This is a genomic window from Nostoc sp. FACHB-133 (assembly GCF_014698055.1).
Classification (GTDB): domain Bacteria; phylum Cyanobacteriota; class Cyanobacteriia; order Cyanobacteriales; family Nostocaceae; genus Nostoc.
On the sequence record NZ_JACJSH010000007.1, the window covers coordinates 157,539 to 175,126 of the forward strand.

Genomic DNA, 17,588 nt, shown 5'->3' on the forward strand with positions numbered 1-17,588 from the left:
TTTTCTGTTAGGGGTATTTGATGAATTACCTCTAACTCCTGTCGTTTGCCGTAAATCCTATATATAAAAACCCCATAAAAGTGGTTATTTTATGTTAGGTAGTCTACAATACTGTTATTGATAAATAGAAAAGTTCCTCAAAATTGAGATTTTTCATAATTCGTCTGCATAGCCGCCTCAAGTAAGAACTAGCAGCTTTAATGAGTTGTGTTTTATTCCTCTGAGCTATTAACTTGCTGTTACAAAAACTGTAACAGTCTCATTTTCTATTGGATCAAATGCAATAGTAAATCATTGACACAGTGTCTGCGTCAACCATGAGCACAGATCGGGAATCTTTGGCAAGTGAGGTAGCAGAATGAATCGGCAAAAGTTTAGTGATGCAAAAGAAAATTTTCTGCAAAGACGTTATGGTGTGAGTCTGGGCAGACGTTATGCTTTGGCAGCTGCAAGTGTTGTTCTATTCAGTGTATTAGGTTGTTCTCAAGTCGAGAGTAACAAAAGTGCCCTCGCCCAATCTAGTTTACCTCAGCCAGAAACTCCATTGCAAAAAAAAACAGTCAACCCTGATACAAGAATAGTTGAGTCTAGCAATAAGTTTGGCTTCAAACTATTTTCAGAAGTTCTGAAAGAGGATCGAGGTGAGAAGAATGTTTTTATCTCACCTTCGAGTGTTGCTCTTGCTCTAGCCATGACCTACAACGGCGCTAGCGGCTCGACTCAACAAGCAATGGCAAAAACCCTGGAATTACAGGGAATGAATCTACCAGAAATAAACTCTTCTTACGCGGCGGCATTAAAGCAGCTTTTAGAAAATCCAGATGCGAAAGTCCAACTGAATATTGCTAACTCGCTTTGGGCAAATCAAGATGTTAGCTTTGCACCAGACTTTCTCAAGAGAACCCAGGATTTTTATCAAGCTAAAGTCAGCAATTTAAACTTTAAAGATGCCGCCGCATCTAACATTATAAATAACTGGGTAAAAGAAAATACTAATGGTAAAATCACAAAAATAGTTGAAAGTATTGAACCCAGTCAAGTGTTGTTTCTGATTAATGCCATATATTTTAAAGGTAATTGGAGTAACGAATTTGACAAAAGTCAAACTGCTCAATACCCTTTTTACATTACATCTGGTAAACGAAAGCAACACCCAATGATGTCACAAGAAGGTGACTATAGGTACTATGAAAGCAAACAATTTCAGGCGGTTAGTTTACCTTACGGTAAAGATGGGAAAATCAGTTTTTATATCTTTCTACCCAAACAGAACTCTAATCTCAAAGCCTTTTATCAGAACTTAAGTGTTGCGAACTGGGAAAAATGGATGACTCAGTTCAACAAACAAAAAGGCTTTATTCGCCTACCCCGCTTCAAAACAGATTACGAAGTCACACTCAATGATGCCTTGAAAAGTTTAGGTATGGAAGAGGCTTTCAGCAGTAAAGCCAATTTTTCTGGCATGGGTAAAAATTTTGCCATTAGCCAAGTTAAGCATAAAACTTTTGTTGAAGTGAACGAAGAAGGCACCGAAGCGGCTGCGGCTACTTCAGTGGGAATAGTCGCAACATCTTTGAGAGATGAACCAGAACCATTCCGAATGATTGTCGATCGTCCCTTCTTCTGCGCCATTAGAGATAATCAGACGGGAAACGTTTTGTTTATGGGTTCCATCCTTGAGCCACAATGAGGAGGCAGGAAACCTCCTGCCTCCTTAAGGTAATGTCGCTTCAGAAATACTCAAAGTATTGTTAGCGTTTGCTTTCGAGGACTCGTTTGCTGCAACGGGTGCAGTTAGCTCCCCCGTGCCGCTATCGTTTGCCTCGCCACCAAGACGCAAGGCACTTAAAGCGGTTTTAATGACAACAGCGGTGGGTACTGCCACAATTACACCCAACAGTCCGCCAATTCTTGCCCCTGTTAAAACTGAAATTAAAATCCAAACTGGATTTAAACCCGTAAAACTGCCTAAAATTCGGGGGGCAATTAAGTTTTCGAGAATTTGCTGTACGATTACTGCTGCTATCAAAACTCTCACACCCATTGAGAAATCTTGTAGTGCTACCAATAGTGTAGTCAGAGCGATGCCCACAGAACCACCAAAGGGGACGAGAGCCATTAGACCAATTGTTAGCCCAAATAGCAGTCCAAATGGTACTTTCAGCCACAAAAAGGTAGGAATGAGGGCTGAGGCCATACAGGTAGATAAAATCAACTGGGTGATGAAGAAATTTTGAAAGCTTAGGCGGACTGTTTGGGAGAAAGGAGCGCGAAATTTAGAGGGTAGCCATTCTACTAAACTTTCCCAGAGTTCACTCCCATGCTGTAAAAGGTAGAAAGTCAAAACCATCGTCAAGAGGATATCTAGCAGACTAGTGACTGTAACTACCGCCAGATTTAAAACTTGCCCAGCGATCGCTTGTAACTGTCCCTTGACGCGATCGTTGATTTGTACCACCAGAGCATCGAGGTTAATCGGTAAGCCAAAAGTCTCCGCTTTTTCGTTTAATATCATTAGCTGAGAGCGTCCAGAGTCGATCAACTCTGGCAACCGAGCCACCAGTTGTTGAGCTTGGGTAAGGGCTAACGGAACAAGCGTCACACCCAACGCCAATAAAATCGATAAAGCCAAGAGAAATACTAGGATAGCAACTTGCTCTCGTTTAGCACCATGATGTTCCATCCAACTCACGGGGTAGTTGAGCAGAAATGCTAAAACAGAGGCTCCCACTAAAATGACTATGAGAGAATGGAAATAATTGAAAAATACCGAAAGTGCCCAACCATTTAGAACTAGCAGTGGAACGAATAACGCGATCGCCACGATTCGCGCTATTGGTGTGAATGTTTGCCACCAGTCGAGTAGCTTGCGTGTCTGCATTTTGAGCTAATTGCGGGATAGAACTAAGTTAAATCTTTCTTTACAGCTTATTATCTCTAACTATATTAGTCTTATTCATCCTTCTAGTTTAGGAGTTATACTAACCCCAATGAAGAATTTTGAATCAAAAGAGAACAGGGAGTCGAGAGCAGGGGAGCAGGTGGAGAATAATAATGCCCAATGCCCCATGACGGCAGTTGCTCCACTTGGGGAAACCCCAAGACCGCACTGCCTCCCCGATGCCCCATGCCCAATCCCCAAAACCCAATTGTTTTTATATTTGATTCCGGTTATCGGCTTTTTTCCATCTTTGTGGACTCTCTATCGGGGGCAGGCCAGCCGGGAACAACTTGCCGTTAGCCGTCTGTCTATCACTTTGGCACTTACTTGGCTGTTGGGATATTTATTATTAAGTACCGGAGCCACAACTTCAGATTTTTTTTCGCTACGTCTATTTATCCTGAATAGTTTTCTCACTTCGGGTTATTTTATAGTGAGTGTCTGGTTGATTTTGCGCTTAATGCAGGGCAAATCTGGACGTTTACCAGGCTTTAGTACTTTAGCAGAACGAGTGTTTAGTAAGTACTTATCTTAATTTTTTAGGATGAGAATTATTCAGTAGTTTTACCTATTTCCTAAAAAATTATGGTTGATTTCTCTATATATCTAGTCAAATCCAGTTTATTATTGCCATACTTCAGTAAAACATCTCTAGGTTGACCCAAAAGCAGAAAAAATGCTGCTATAAGTGTTGTGGTTGACACTACATTAAAAAAGTTAGCACTGATAATTAAGAGTTAGCTATTATGGGTTGATTTGTTTGGATATTTTTAGTCTGCAAATTTACCAAATTTGATTATTGAGTAAGTGTGAGGAAGTCTGTGACCATTCAAAGAAGTTCGGCGGAAGAAAACCAGTCGGGAAAAGCCTCAAAGTCCAATAAAAAAATTTCTCAGAACTCGAAATCCGGACGTTGGCTGTGGTTTTGGGTAGGGATGAGTGGGATTGCAATGGTGTCAGCAACAGCAGGGGCACTTTTGGCGGTGTCTTTAACCAGTACACCTTTGCAACAAGCCCAGCTAAGTCCACAGGAGGAGGCAGCCTTTGATGGCGATCGCATTTCTGGAGGTGTGATGCGATTCTCACAATTAACTCGCCCAGTGAACCTCTTGGTTATGGGGATGAGCGTACTTCCCCCGGATATCCAAAACCCTCCCCAAGACACCAAAAACCTCAAATACCTGCCCCAGGTAAACTCCTTTGATGGTCTTTCGGATGTGATGCTCTTGGTCAAATTTGATCCAGAGACGAAAAAAATAATTATGCTCTCCATTCCCAGAGATACCCGCACAGAAATAGAGGGGTATGGAGTGAAAAAAATTAATGCTGCTAATGTTGATGGTGGGCCAGCTTTAACTGCCAGAACCGTCAGTAATCTCTTAGGTGGGGCGGGAATTGATCGCTATGTGCGAATTAACGTTCTGGGAGTTGCCAAGCTGATTGATGCTTTAGGAGGCGTAACAGTCTACGTCCCTAAAGATATGAAGTACCAAGATGATTCTCAGCATTTGTACATCAACTTGAAGGCGGGTAAGCAGCATCTCAATGGTGAACAGACACTGCAATTGCTGCGGTTTCGCCATGACGAACTTGGTGATATTGGTCGGATTCAACGCCAGCAAATGGTCATGCGTGCCTTGATGGATCAAACACTCAACCCAGCTACTGTTGCTCAATTACCTAAAGTTTTGGATGTAGTTAAAGACCACATCGATACTAATTTGACGGTTGAAGAGTTAGTGGCGCTAATGGGTTTTGGCGTGCGGACAAATCGCTCTAATATGCAAATGTTAATGCTGCCAGGTCGCTTTAGCGAAAAAAATGAGTTTGATGCTAGCTATTGGTTGCCCAGTAAAAATGGTATTGCTAAACTGATGGCTCAACATTTTGGCTTGGAATCAGATCAGGAACAGCAGGCGACTAATCCACGTTCTTTACGTGTAGCAATTCAAGATAGTACAGGTGGCGATCGCTCTAATCTCCAACCATTAATTAGAGCCTTGGAAAAATCTGGATATCGCAACATTTATATAGCTAAGGCATGGGGTGAACCTCTAGAGGTAACTCATATTGTCGCCCAGCAAGGAGATGGTGACAGCGCCGAATCAATTCGTGAAACTTTGGGATTTGGCGAAGTGCGTGTAGAAAGTACTGGCAACCTTGGTTCAGATGTCAGTATTCAAGTAGGTCAGGATTGGTTGCAACAAAAGTCTATTTTGGAGAAGTCGCTGAGTAAATAATTCGTAATTCGTAATTCGTAATTAATTACACTGGCACAACTGCTGCTGAGAGAGAATTTACTGTTTGGCTGAGTTCTTGGAGTTTAGTTGCTACTGCACCATTGGTTAATAATTCCTCTGCTTTAGCTAAACCCTCTGGCATATCTGAACAAATACCACTCCGCCATAAGTAAAATCCACCATTCCACAAGGCTGTTTGCATGAGTTCACCTGGTTTACCTGCTAAAACATCCTGAATATCCGCGACCAATTCTTCAGTAGTTCCAAGGGGTACGTTCTTGGTAGTAAAGCCGTAATCACGCGGTACGAGGTGCAATCGTTCTACCTCTTGGGATGCTATGGATGGAGATAAGCTGATAATTGCAGTGCGATCGCGCGGTAAGTCGCAACTACCTTCCAGTCCTTTTACTAATGTAAATTTCGTTACGCCCCGCAGCCCTAGAGCTATCTTAAACATCCCTTCTGTCGGCGGATGCACAAATCCAGCAATGACGTGAGCATCACCAGCATAAGGACACCAAATTAGCTCCATTGTTGCGAAAGGCGGACGTTTGCCAAGTTGGTCGCGGTACTCCCAAATACTGTTAGTTAAGGGAAAATGCTGTGGTAAATAAATAAAGCCGATTCCCGTTTGCTCAAAAACTTGCTGGGTTTTTGCTAGTGGTAGGTTAGTCCAATCGACTCCTAAACCTTTCCAAATATCGATTAAGGGTAAGCCGTACTTTGTTGGCAGGCGATCGCCTCCGTGCATTATGACTGGTTGTCCAACTGCGGCGAGGATTAAAGCTGTTACCGGACTAATTGGTGCTGTACGGGTTCTGCCATCATAAGGGATGCCAAGAGCGATCGCTGTTCGGCCAGAGTCGAATGGTTGCAGCTTTGGCCCCAATTCATCATAAGCATCCAACATTCCTGCTAACTCTTCCCCCGTAGGACGTTTGATTCGATGAGCAATCAAAAACGCTCCAATTTGGGCTGGTGTCGCTTCACCCAGCAGCATCATTTTAGTAGCGCTGTCTGCTTCAGCGCGAGTTAAATTTTCCCCTGTGTGGTTTCCGCTACCTACTTTTTTCAGTAATTCCCTAAATACATTGCTCATTTGTCGTTTGTCCTTTGTCCTTTGTCATTTGTCCATTGTGCTTTGTGAATAACCGAAAATGACCAATGACTAATGACCAATGACACTCAAGAAGCCGATCGCTGCTGGTCAATTTGTAATGGGATATTTTCCCGCACGAGTTGCCAAAAGTACTTAATGGGGGGAATTTGTAGTCGGTCTTGAGTTGTCACCATAACTACCCGCCGAGTCAAACTTGAACCATCTGTTAAACCACTAATATTATTGTTCTCTAAGGAACGAACCGCTAAAGTAGGGTCAAGACGTGCTTCCAGTAATGCTGATTGAGGTAGCAAAGCGATTAATTCTCCTTGGCGCACCACTCCCCGAAAGGCATCTAGGGTATTTACCTCTAAAGCCGCCTGGAGTGTAGCTTCCATTCGCTCAAATCTATCTTGTATTAAGCGCTGCATCCCATAACCATCTTTAAAAACCACTTGGGGATAAAGAATTAGCTCCGACCAAGGGACACATTCATATTGTGCCAGGGGATGATTAGCTGCGGTGAGAACTTCTATCGGTTCATCATAAAGTACTTCTACCACCATTTCCCTAGCAGTGGTTAAAAAGCGATTATTCATCACAATTGCTAAATCTACCAATCCATCTTTGAGGACTTTCAGCGCGCGATCGCTTCCTAATGAAGTTACCCGCAATTGCACATCTGGATAAGTATGACAAAATTTTTGTAACACTGGTGGTAAGTAAGATCCACATAATGAGTGAATCACGGCAATGCAAAGTTCTGGTTGCTTTCCGGCGATTAAATCAGCTAATTCTTGTGTAGCTGTCTCCCATTCTTGGCAAATTTTACGGACACGGGGTAGTAAACATTCACCTCCCAGTGTTAATTTGGCGTGAGTAGTTCTATGAAAAAGTTCTACACCCAAATCTGCTTCTAATGCCTGGATTTGGCGGCTAATCGTCGATTGGGTAACACCAGATGTTCGCGCTGCTTGTTGAAAGCTGCCGGTTTGTGCGATCGCTAGAAAGGCTTGCAACTGCTCTAGGCGCATTTTTATGTAGCCTGAATTACATTTATCGGTTTTATTAAGTTAACGGTTTTTTATCCGTTGTTTAGTATAGTTTGTTACAGTAATTTTTAGATGATTTACATTTGTCTAAATAACGTTTGACTACCTTAATCGTCAATTATCCGCTTTGCACGGATTTTTTCGGAAAATATCGCCAAAAAAAATTGACTATTTTTTGCTGAAATATCTGAATTGTTAGATAAGACTTTTTGAATAGAGAGCAATTTTTTCGAGGGAGATAGGCAAGAATTAACCAAGGGCTTTTAACATCAATCATCCCTTAAGGTACAATTTGGGCTTGATTTTTGTTTAAGCCCCGTTATCTAGGCTAGTTTCTGATAGCGCATATTGCCAAACTTGGAAAACGCTCATCGATATTACCTCCCCATCATTTTTAAGAGAATTTACCACTCAGCCAAAGCGATCGCTATTCCTTGTTGCAAATCTGGTGTGAGTGCAGCATTATTGGCTAACTGCTGCAATTTTTGATGTGCAACTTCCCCATCCAAATTTTTTAGTGCTGCGATCGCGTGTAGTCTCACTGATACATTAGAATCCGCTAGCAGTGAAATCAATGGTTCAATTGCTTGTATTTCGCCTAACTGTCCTAAAGATAAAGCGATCGCACTTTTTACATTAGCAATCTCTGTAGCTGGATGTTGCGATTGCAGTATTTGCAATAATATTTCTGCGGCTTGTGTAGTTTGCGGCTTTTGGACTCGCCCCAAAACGATGACAATTTCTTGCCAAAGTGTCTCTGAAGTGATTTGATTAAATGCTGTTTGCAAATATTCCAAACTAGATGGTGTACCCACCCAACTTAAAGCGCGGATGGTTTCTAATTGCAGCTTTGTTGGTGTTTGAGGTGAAATCAACAAATCAAATAAATGTTTTGCAGCGTTATTACAACCCATCCGAGAAAGGGAAACTGCGGCTGCACAACAAACATCAAGGTTAAAGTCGTAAAGCTTGGGTTGCAGTCTCGTTACCAAATCTAATGCTTCGCGCAAGTCGGGGCGAAAACCTAAACCAAGCACTGCTGCACGCCTAACTGTAGCGGCAATATCATCCAAAGCGTTTAACAAAATTGGTGGTATACGTTTGTCATGAAAACTGCTGAGGGCTTCAATAGCAGCAGTGCGGATTGTGGCTTGTGGATCTTGTACTACACTCAACAGTGGTGTGATGGTTTCTGTTTGGGGAATACAGGAAAGCGATCGCACTGCTAAAAGTCGTGTATCTTCATCTGCTAGAAGTTCAGTTAGTGAAGTAATAGCAACAGTACCCATTTGCCCTAGTGCTGTGGCTGCGATCGCTTTGAGTTCTTCATCCTCATCAGTTTTCAACAATTCAACTAAGGGTGCGATCGCTTCTGGGTGCTGAAATTCGCCCAAGGTTCGCGCTGCATACCAGCGTAATTCTTCCTCTGCATCTTCATCTTCTAAGATGTCAATGAGTGGTGGGATAGCAATATTTCCCAAGTGAGTCAAAACTTTGGTGATTTCCCAGCGTTGTTGAAAATCTCCCATCTCTAACATTGAAATTACTAATGTCAGCAGATATTCTCGATTTTTAACTACCTCTGGATGTTGTGAGTCTGACCCTAAAATTAATTGTTGTAAATATTGAATCAGTGATGACCAATCAGCTGCATTATATGCTGTCTGGGCTTGCACCAAAAGCTGGTTGATATTACTCACGATACTCTGAATTGTATTGTTTAAGTGGGCTTGACTACAACTGAATTACCTTCAATTTTGGCGGCGTAAGTTTTAAGCGCTTCTGTCGCTGGGCCTTTTAGCACCTTACCGTCAACCCCATATTCTGAACCATGACAGGGACAAACGAATTTTTTTGCCTCAGCTTTCCATGCTACGGTGCAACCTGCGTGAGTACAGGTAGGGTTAACAGCTGTCATTGCGGCTTTAGATGTACCGACTACCAACACAGGCCCAGCCGGTGAGTTTTTAGCCAGCAATTGACCAGTTTTATCTAATTCTGCTGAAGTGCCTACTGTTTGCCAATCCCCAGATGCAGAAGGTGTTTGAGAAGAACAAGCTGCGATCGCTACAGGTAGAGAACTCACTATCAAACCCAAACCTACCCAATTAATAAAATCACGACGTTTCATAGTTGCTGAAATAATATCTAAGTTTTCGCTAACATCTGCCACCTAGATTTTGGATTAATATATGGCAATCCAAAATCCCTTCAGTCATCTCAAACCCTCTTCATCAAGGGGTTTGTGTGGCTCATTGGCTGACTGTGATGCAAAAAATGCATATTACGTATCCTTTTTCAGCAATTTTACTAAAAAATCGTAACAATTTATACGATTTTAACAGAAATCTCGTCTTAAGTTATGAGTATCGAAATTGTTACATAAACATTATCTAAACCTGCTTGACAATTTCCAAGATGTATATGGAGAAAAGTTTTCCTTAACTAACCACGGTTTTGAAGTTTCACGTTGGAATACTTTTGAGTAACAATAATCAGCCGTAATCAAATATTAAGTCTTTATTCCCTAACCCTCGTAGATACACCACCTGATGGAACTACGGGTTGATTGATATTGGGCAATTAGCAGCACAAATTCTCACGAGAGTCAGCCTCATGACAGACACAACAACTACGACTACCAGCCTCAATAAATTCGAGAAATTCAAGGCGCAAAAAGATGGACTCGCCATCAAGGATGAGATAGAGAGATTTGCCGCCTTGGGCTGGGAAGCAATGGACGAAACAGATCGCGATCATCGGCTCAAGTGGGTGGGCGTGTTTTTCCGCCCAGTTACCCCAGGCAAGTTTATGATGCGGTTACGGATGCCTAATGGTATTCTCACCAGCAGTCAGATGAGTGTTTTAGCCCAAGTGGTGCAGCGTTACGGAGATGATGGGTGCGCCGATATTACCACCAGACAGAATATCCAATTACGGGGAATCAGAATTGAAGATTTACCAGATATCTTTAATAGATTTCACGCAGTTGGTTTAACCACTATCCAATCAGGGATGGATAACATCCGCAATATTACAGGCGATCCTGTGGCGGGTTTAGATGCTGATGAGTTGTACGACACACGAGAATTGATACAGCAAATTCAAGATATGCTCACCAACAAAGGTGAAGGAAACCCAGAGTTTAGCAACTTACCACGGAAATTTAACATTGCGATCGCAGGTGGAAGAGATAATTCAGTTCACGCTGAAATTAACGATTTAGCTTTTGTTCCGGCATTTAAGGAAGGGACTGGGGACTGGGGACTGGGGACTGGGCAAGAATTTTCCCAATCCCCAATCCCCAATTCCGAGTCCCCAATATTTGGTTTTAACATCCTCGTCGGTGGGTTTTTCTCAGCTAAACGCTGTGAGGCGGCAATTCCTCTAAATGCTTGGGTGGCTCCAGAAGATGTGGTAACTGTATGTAGAGCAGTTTTGGAAGTCTTTCGTGACAACGGGCCGCGTGCTAATCGGCAAAAATCCCGCTTGATGTGGCTAATTGATGAATGGGGTGTAGATAAATTTCGAGCAGAAGTAGAAAGCCGTTTGGGTAAATCATTATTACCCGCAGCCGCAAAAGACGAGATCGACTGGGAAAAACGCGACCACATCGGAGTATATAAACAAAAACAACCGGGGCTAAATTACGCAGGTTTAAATATTCCTGTCGGGCGACTGTATGCCGAAGATATGTTTGAAATCGCTCGTCTAGCAGAAGTTTTCGGCAGTGGTGAAATCCGCTTTACCGTTGAGCAGAACATCGTCATCCCCAATATTTCTGACTCACGGTTAGCAACATTTTTAACAGAACCATTACTAGAAAGGTTTTCTATTGATCCAGGTTTACTGGCGCGATCGCTAGTATCTTGCACAGGCGCACAATTTTGCAACTTCGCCCTCATCGAAACTAAAAACCGTGCCCTAGAAATGATTAAAGCCTTAGAAACAGACTTAATCTTCACCAATCCAGTCCGAATTCACTGGACAGGTTGCCCCAACTCTTGCGGCCAGCCCCAAGTTGCAGACATCGGCTTGATGGGAACCAAAACTCGTAAAAATGGCAAAACCCTAGAAGGTGTTGACATATATATGGGCGGTAAAGTTGGCAAAGATGCCCATTTAGGAACTTGCGTTATCAAAGGCATAGCCTGCGAAGACTTACAGCCAATATTACAAGACTTACTCATCAACAACTTTGGCGCAAAACTCAAGGAAGAAGCCCTACTAGTTAGTCACTGCTAGTGCTTATTGGTATGGGGCATTGGGCATTGGGCATGGGGCATTGGGCAAAATTCATACTTCAACCTTAAAGGTGCAACTTCCGAGATAAAAGGTGCAACTTCCGAGATAAAAGGTGCAACTTCCGAGATAAAAGGTGCAACTTCCGAGATAAAAGGTGCAACCTCCGAGATAAAAGGCTCAACCTCCGAGATAAAAGACTCAACCTTCAAGATAAAAGACTCAACCTCCGAGTTAAAAGGCGCAACCTCCGAGTTAAAAGGCTCAACCTTCGAGATCAAAGGCTCAACCTTCGAGATCAAAGGCTTATCTTCCCCTACCTCTTCTCCGTAGTTTATTCAATTAGAAAGATTGGAATGCTTAAAAAATTATTTTCATTTAGCGATCGCTACCGTATCTTACATCAGACTTGGTTTGCTTTCTTTCTCACCTTTGTCTGTTGGTTTAACTTTGCCCCCTTCGCTACAACCATTGGCAAAGAACTACATTTAGCACCAGAGCAAATTAAAACTTTAGGCATCTGTAACCTTGCCCTTACAATCCCTGCACGGCTAATTATTGGGATGCTTCTGGATCGTTTTGGCCCCAGAATCACCTACTCAATGCTGCTAATGTTTGCGGTTGTTCCTTGTTTAGCAACAGCGCTAGCGCAAGATTTTAATCAACTAGTCATCAGTCGTTTGCTGATGGGAATTGTCGGATCTGGATTTGTTGTTGGTATCCGCATGGTTGCAGAATGGTTCCAACCAAAGGAAATGGGAATCGCCCAAGGTATTTATGGCGGTTGGGGTAACTTTGGGGCTTTTGGCGCAGAGTTTGCCTTACCGATACTGGCAATTTCTACTAGCTTCTTCTCTGGTGGCGCTTCTAACTGGCGATTTGCGATCGCGCTAACAGGTATCATTACAGCTATCTACGGCGTAATTTATTACAACACTGTCCAAGATACACCCACAGGGAAAGTCTACAAGAAACCTAAAAAGAATGGTTCCCTAGAAGTGACTAGCATCAAAAGCTTCTGGGCGATGATGATCTCAAATTTCGGTTTGATTTTCGCCTTGGGTTTATTAGCTTGGCGCTTAGAACAAAAGAAAATTCACTTCCTAACTCTGAGTCAAATGTATTTGACTTGGTTGGTATTAGCAGGATTGTTTGCTTACCAAAGTTATAAAGCTTGGCAGGTAAACCGAGAACTTCTTACTGGCAAGAAAACTTACCCTGCATCTGAACGCTTTCAATTTGGACAAGTAGCTTTACTCGAATTCACTTACATAACTAACTTTGGTAGCGAACTGGCAGCCGTTTCTATGCTCCCGGCATTTTTTGAGAAAACCTTTGGTTTAGAGCATGTTGTTGCTGGGATGATTGCTGCTACCTATCCTTTCTTAAATTTGGTTTCTCGTCCTAGTGGTGGCTTAATTTCTGATAAATTTAGCTCACGTAAATGGACAATGACAATTATCAGCGTTGGGATCGGTGTTAGTTATTTGATGGCACATTTTATTAATAGTAGCTGGCCGATTCCGGTAGCGATCGCAGTTACAATGTTTGCCGCTTACTTTGCCCAAGCTGGTTGCGGTGCAACATACAGCATCGTCCCCATGATTAAGAAGGAAGCCACTGGACAAATTGCCGGTAATGTGGGAGCTTACGGTAATTTTGGCGGCGTAGTTTACCTAACAATTTTTAGCTTAACCGACGCTCCTACACTATTTAGCACAATGGGTATAGCTGCTTTAGTCTGCGCTTTTATGTGTGCTTTCTTCCTCAAAGAACCAAAAGGTTCCTTTGCCGCCGCTTATGAAGGTGAATTACCAGAAACTGCAACTAAAAACCCTATCTTCTTAACTGAAGAATAATCAACTGAAGGATGAAGTAGAAAATTCATTACAATCTCTTTTTCTTCTCTCTGCGCTCTCTGCGTCTTGGCGGTTCGTTAAAAAAAATTATGAAAAAACGAACCGCCAAGACACCAAGGACGCAAAGGAATAAGAGTTTCAAAAAGTTTTTGCATAACACACAAATATCTCAACCTGTCGCTACATCTGAGGTTGCACAATCCAAATAACAAAATGGTACAACTGCCATGAGTGAATTTACCAAAACCCTCTGTCCTTACTGTGGTGTTGGTTGTGGACTAGAAGTTTCACCCCCAGCCCAACTTGGCAAAGCAACTAATCGAGATAGTGAAGGAAATCCGACTTGGCGGGTGCGCGGCGATAAAGCCCATCCATCAAGTCAGGGAATGGTTTGTGTCAAAGGCGCAACGATCGCAGAATCTTTAGATAAAAATAGATTACATTACCCAATGATGCGAGACTCTTTAGATCAAGAGTTTCGGCGCGTTAGTTGGGATGAAGCTTTTAATCTCATCACGCAGCGCATTCAAACAGTCCGCTTCACCCAGGGGACAGAAGCGTTATGTATGTACGGTTCTGGTCAGTTTCAAACCGAGGACTACTACATAGCCCAGAAGCTCATGAAAGGCTGTCTGGGTACTAATAATTTTGATGCCAACTCACGTTTATGTATGTCTAGTGCTGTGGCTGGCTACATTCAAAGCTTTGGCGCAGATGGCCCGCCCTGTTGTTACGAAGACCTAGAGTTAACTGACTGTGCATTTTTAATTGGCACTAATACAGCCGAATGTCACCCCATAGTTTTTAACCGACTGGAGAAATATCACAAAAAGAACCGCAAAGTCAAAATGATCGTGGTTGATCCCCGACGCACACCAACCGCCGAAGCCGCCGACTTACATTTAGCCATTCGTTCCGGTACAGATATCGATTTGTTAAACGGCATCGCCCACTTATTGATGCGCTGGAATTACATTGATACCATGTTCATGGACGACTGCACCAGCAACTTTCCCGCTTATGCTGAGGTAATTCGCCACTATCCGCCAGAAGTCGTGGCCCGTCAATGCGGAATCAGTATTGAAGATTTAGAAACAGCAGCACGCTACTGGGGTGAATCTCGGCGGGTACTGTCTTTGTGGTCAATGGGTGTGAATCAATCGTCGGAGGGGACGGCCAAGGTAAGAACTATCATCAACCTGCATCTGATGACTGGACAAATCGGTAAACCTGGGGCTGGCCCTTTTTCCCTCACTGGACAACCAAACGCAATGGGAGGAAGGGAAGCCGGTGGTTTGGCGCATTTATTACCAGGTTATCGGGTAGTGAAAAATCCCCAGCATCGGGCAGAAGTTGAGAAGTTTTGGGGACTTAAACCAGGACAGATTTCGCCCAATCCCGGTTTGACTGCTTGGGATATGATTACTGGCTTGGAAAGTGATGCTGTCGGGTTATTGTGGATTGCAGCTACTAATCCGGCTGTAAGTATGCCAGATTTGGAGCGAACTAAGAAGGCATTGTTGCGATCGCCTTTTACTATTTACCAAGATGCTTATTATCCCACAGAAACCTCTGCCTATGCTCACGTTTTGCTACCAGCAGCCCAGTGGGGTGAAAAAACTGGTGTGATGACAAACTCCGAACGGGTGGTAAATTTGTGTCAAGCATTTCGCCAACCACCAAGAGAAGCTAAAGCAGATTGGGAAATTTTCGCTGAAGTTGGACGGAGATTAGGTTTTGAAAAAGAGTTCGCCTTTGCTAACTCGGCTGAGGTTTATGCTGAATTCGTCCAATTAACTCAAAATCGCCCTTGCGATATGACAGGTATCAGTCATGAGCAATTGACACAAGGCCCGACTCAATGGCCTTACCCAGCCAAGAAAGAAGAGTCAGTATTTATCGATACTGAAACAGGACTCTTAAGTTTTCAACCAGAAGAAGAAGAAACTTTCTCTGACAAAGAAGCCGGGAAGAAGCGTAAGTACCATACACTCAGAACGGGAAAACGGCTCTACACTGATTTACGCTTTCATACCCCTGATGGACGCGCTCAATTTGGAGCATATTACTCAAAGGGATTGGCAGAACCACCAGACCCAGATTATCCTTTTGTGCTAACTAATGGGCGACTTTACGGACATTGGCACACCCAGACACGCACCGGTCGCATTGAAAAAATTTGCAAAATGCACCCCGAACCGTTTATCGAAATTCATCCCCGTGATGCGGCAAAGTTAGGTATTGTAGATAATCAATCTGTACAAGTGCGATCGCGTCGGGGTAAAGCTCAGTTTCCTGCGAAAGTGACAAAAGCGATCGCACCAGGTACAGTTTTTGTCCCTATGCACTGGGGTTCACTGTGGGCTGATAATGCCGAAGCTAACGCCCTTACCCATCCCGAATCTTGCCCAGATTCGCTGCAACCAGAATTAAAAGCCTGTGCTGTGCAGCTGATACCAATTTTTGTAGAAGTTACGGTCAAAGATTATCAATTCCAGTCATCACAATGGTAAGCTGCAAAGTGTATTTATAAAGAGGTAATTAACAATCAATCACTAATAGGTAATTTAGTCAATAATAAATAACTAATAGTGATTATAAATTTTTATGGCTCTCTACTCTTGACTCATAGCAACTACTATATATAAAGAGGCTAGATTTCTAGTAAGCAGAGGTTTTACTAGCATCGAGTTAAGCTATGGGAAAGAATAAAAATCAGATAGTAAACTTAAAAATCATCTTTTTTTTAATCCTCTAGATTTATCTATAGGATTTTATTTTATTTAAAAATCGGGTGCAGCAAATGAAAAAGTTAATGAGGCAAATTCTCGGAGCTACCAAAGATGAGAACTTCATGCACATCATTGAAAACATCGAGGTGCTAGTTTCTAAAGTTCTATCTATTTTTATGGTAGTTGTAATTTTGGTTGCGATCGGAGACTTAGCACTTTTTATTTTCAAAGAGTTATTGTCAGCTCCTTACGCTAAGTTTAACACAACATTATATAAGATTTTTGGGCTATTTTTAAATATTTTAATCGCTTTAGAAATCTTAGAAAATATCACAGCTTATTTGCGAAAGCACGTCTTTCAGGTTGAATTAGTTATTGTAACTTCTTTAATTGCTGTTGCCAGAAAAATTATCATTCTTGATTTAGAAAAAGTTTCAGGTATTGATATAATTGGTTTAGGAATTGCTATTCTTGCCCTCTCAATTAGTTACTTGATAATTCGTCTCAGTAATGACAGAAATACTCGTTAACAATAGAGCTTAATTAAGATGTTTTCGGGTATAATATTTAGTGGAGATATAGTTTAATCTGAATCTACCCAAAAATAATAGAGTATACAGGATAATTAAGAACAACCGAATACTCAATTTTAGATAAATTATTAGTGTGCGATCACTACTTAAGTCTTATTTTTAATTACCAATTTGTGTAACTGAATTTAAAAAACTATTTATCGTATAAAATCGTTAATTTTAAATAATCGAAGTTTGAATACTTGACTATGACAAATTTTTTTCAATTTGAAGCAGACTTTGTTGATTCCCTGCGTTGTATCCCCATGCAGGTACGCTGCAATTTAGATACTTGTGGCATTAAGCTAAAATTATCTGATTGGAATCAAATGACTACAGCCGAGCGTCAAGCTTTAGTCGATTTACCTTGCACAACAGAAACGGAAATTCAGTCTTACCGCGAACATATCCAACAACTAATTTTACAACGCACGGGTATACCAGCTACAGAATTACCCATCGAGCTACATCCTGCATGGCTAGACTCTAGCACTGTACCACCTAGCCTCCAGGAAAAAGCTCAAGAAATAGGTGTAACCCTGACACCGCAACATTGGGCAGCTTTAACGCCCTTACAGCGTTTTGCCTTAATTAAACTCAGTCGCCCAGGACATGAAAGCAAAAACTTTCCCATAGCGATCGCAGAATTTAATCTGCTTTAATTACAGAATAAAAGTGTTCAGTGCATTACACTTTGTTAACTTGCCATCATGAAATGATACATTATCGCAGAGTTAGTTGTGTAATGTGTCAAAAATTTGTGCGTCTGCTCACGCCTAATAGACTCAACTCTAAATTAATATTTATTTTATAAACACCTGATAAATATTGATTCTAGACTATTGACTATT

The 17,588-nt window shown here is 42.1% G+C and carries 14 protein-coding genes; 8 read left to right on the forward strand and 6 right to left on the reverse strand.

Features of this window, described 5'->3' with window-relative positions; translation table 11 throughout:
- Window positions 1-358: 358 nt before the first annotated feature.
- Window positions 359-1,690 (forward strand): serpin family protein, encoded by a 1,332-nt coding sequence (locus H6G86_RS08435; RefSeq protein WP_190933927.1) that lies wholly within the window; start codon window positions 359-361, stop codon window positions 1,688-1,690.
- A gap of 24 nt (window positions 1,691-1,714) precedes the next feature.
- Here H6G86_RS08435 and H6G86_RS08440 read toward each other — a convergent pair whose 3' ends face one another.
- Window positions 1,715-2,881 (reverse strand): AI-2E family transporter, encoded by a 1,167-nt coding sequence (locus H6G86_RS08440; RefSeq protein ID WP_190933928.1) that lies wholly within the window; start codon window positions 2,879-2,881, stop codon window positions 1,715-1,717.
- A 109-nt stretch (window positions 2,882-2,990) separates the two neighbouring features.
- Here H6G86_RS08440 and H6G86_RS08445 point away from each other — a divergent pair, with 109 nt between their 5' ends.
- Both H6G86_RS08445 and H6G86_RS08450 read left to right on the forward strand, forming a co-directional pair.
- Window positions 2,991-3,476 (forward strand): hypothetical protein, encoded by a 486-nt coding sequence (locus H6G86_RS08445; protein WP_242064739.1) that lies wholly within the window; start codon window positions 2,991-2,993, stop codon window positions 3,474-3,476.
- Between the two features lie 286 nt (window positions 3,477-3,762).
- Window positions 3,763-5,181 carry an LCP family protein gene (locus H6G86_RS08450; protein WP_190933929.1) on the forward strand — a complete coding sequence of 473 codons (1,419 nt, stop codon included), beginning with the start codon at window positions 3,763-3,765 and terminating at the stop codon, window positions 5,179-5,181.
- Between the two features lie 25 nt (window positions 5,182-5,206).
- Here the strand turns inward: H6G86_RS08450 and H6G86_RS08455 are convergent, their stop codons facing one another.
- The 4 genes from H6G86_RS08455 to H6G86_RS08470 form a co-directional block, all read right to left on the reverse strand.
- Window positions 5,207-6,280 (reverse strand): anthranilate phosphoribosyltransferase family protein, encoded by a 1,074-nt coding sequence (locus H6G86_RS08455; protein ID WP_190933930.1) that lies wholly within the window; start codon window positions 6,278-6,280, stop codon window positions 5,207-5,209.
- An 86-nt stretch (window positions 6,281-6,366) separates the two neighbouring features.
- Entirely contained in the window at window positions 6,367-7,314 is a 948-nt protein-coding gene (locus tag H6G86_RS08460) for a LysR family transcriptional regulator (protein WP_190933931.1), read from the reverse strand.
- A 422-nt stretch (window positions 7,315-7,736) separates the two neighbouring features.
- Window positions 7,737-9,035 (reverse strand): HEAT repeat domain-containing protein, encoded by a 1,299-nt coding sequence (locus tag H6G86_RS08465; protein ID WP_190933991.1) that lies wholly within the window; start codon window positions 9,033-9,035, stop codon window positions 7,737-7,739.
- 17 nt (window positions 9,036-9,052) lie between these two features.
- Window positions 9,053-9,463, reverse strand: coding sequence for a QcrA and Rieske domain-containing protein (locus H6G86_RS08470; RefSeq protein WP_190933992.1), 411 nt, complete (start codon window positions 9,461-9,463; stop codon window positions 9,053-9,055).
- 485 nt (window positions 9,464-9,948) lie between these two features.
- On the opposite strand from H6G86_RS08470, the gene H6G86_RS08475 reads away from it, so the two are divergent.
- The gene (locus tag H6G86_RS08475) at window positions 9,949-11,577 is read left to right on the forward strand and encodes a ferredoxin--nitrite reductase (RefSeq protein ID WP_190933932.1); all 1,629 of its coding nucleotides are present in this window, start codon (window positions 9,949-9,951) and stop codon (window positions 11,575-11,577) included.
- Here H6G86_RS08475 and H6G86_RS08480 read toward each other — a convergent pair.
- The gene (locus H6G86_RS08480; RefSeq protein ID WP_190933933.1) at window positions 11,574-11,876 is read right to left on the reverse strand and encodes a hypothetical protein; all 303 of its coding nucleotides are present in this window, start codon (window positions 11,874-11,876) and stop codon (window positions 11,574-11,576) included. The genes H6G86_RS08475 and H6G86_RS08480 overlap by 4 nt on opposite strands.
- 54 nt (window positions 11,877-11,930) lie before the next feature.
- Here H6G86_RS08480 and H6G86_RS08485 point away from each other — a divergent pair, with 54 nt between their 5' ends.
- The 4 genes from H6G86_RS08485 (at window position 11,931) to H6G86_RS08500 (ending at window position 17,399) form a co-directional block, all read left to right on the forward strand.
- Window positions 11,931-13,433, forward strand: a complete 1,503-nt coding sequence (locus H6G86_RS08485) for a NarK family nitrate/nitrite MFS transporter (protein WP_190933934.1) — start codon at window positions 11,931-11,933, stop codon at window positions 13,431-13,433.
- A 227-nt stretch (window positions 13,434-13,660) separates the two neighbouring features.
- Window positions 13,661-15,946, forward strand: coding sequence for a molybdopterin oxidoreductase family protein (locus H6G86_RS08490; protein ID WP_190933935.1), 2,286 nt, complete (start codon window positions 13,661-13,663; stop codon window positions 15,944-15,946).
- Window positions 15,947-16,236: 290 nt separating this feature from the next.
- Window positions 16,237-16,695: a phosphate-starvation-inducible PsiE family protein gene (locus H6G86_RS08495; RefSeq protein WP_190933936.1), complete on the forward strand. Its 459-nt coding sequence runs from the start codon at window positions 16,237-16,239 to the stop codon at window positions 16,693-16,695.
- 251 nt (window positions 16,696-16,946) lie between these two features.
- Window positions 16,947-17,399 carry a nitrate reductase associated protein gene (locus H6G86_RS08500; protein WP_190933937.1) on the forward strand — a complete coding sequence of 151 codons (453 nt, stop codon included), beginning with the start codon at window positions 16,947-16,949 and terminating at the stop codon, window positions 17,397-17,399.
- Window positions 17,400-17,588 lie beyond the last annotated feature (189 nt).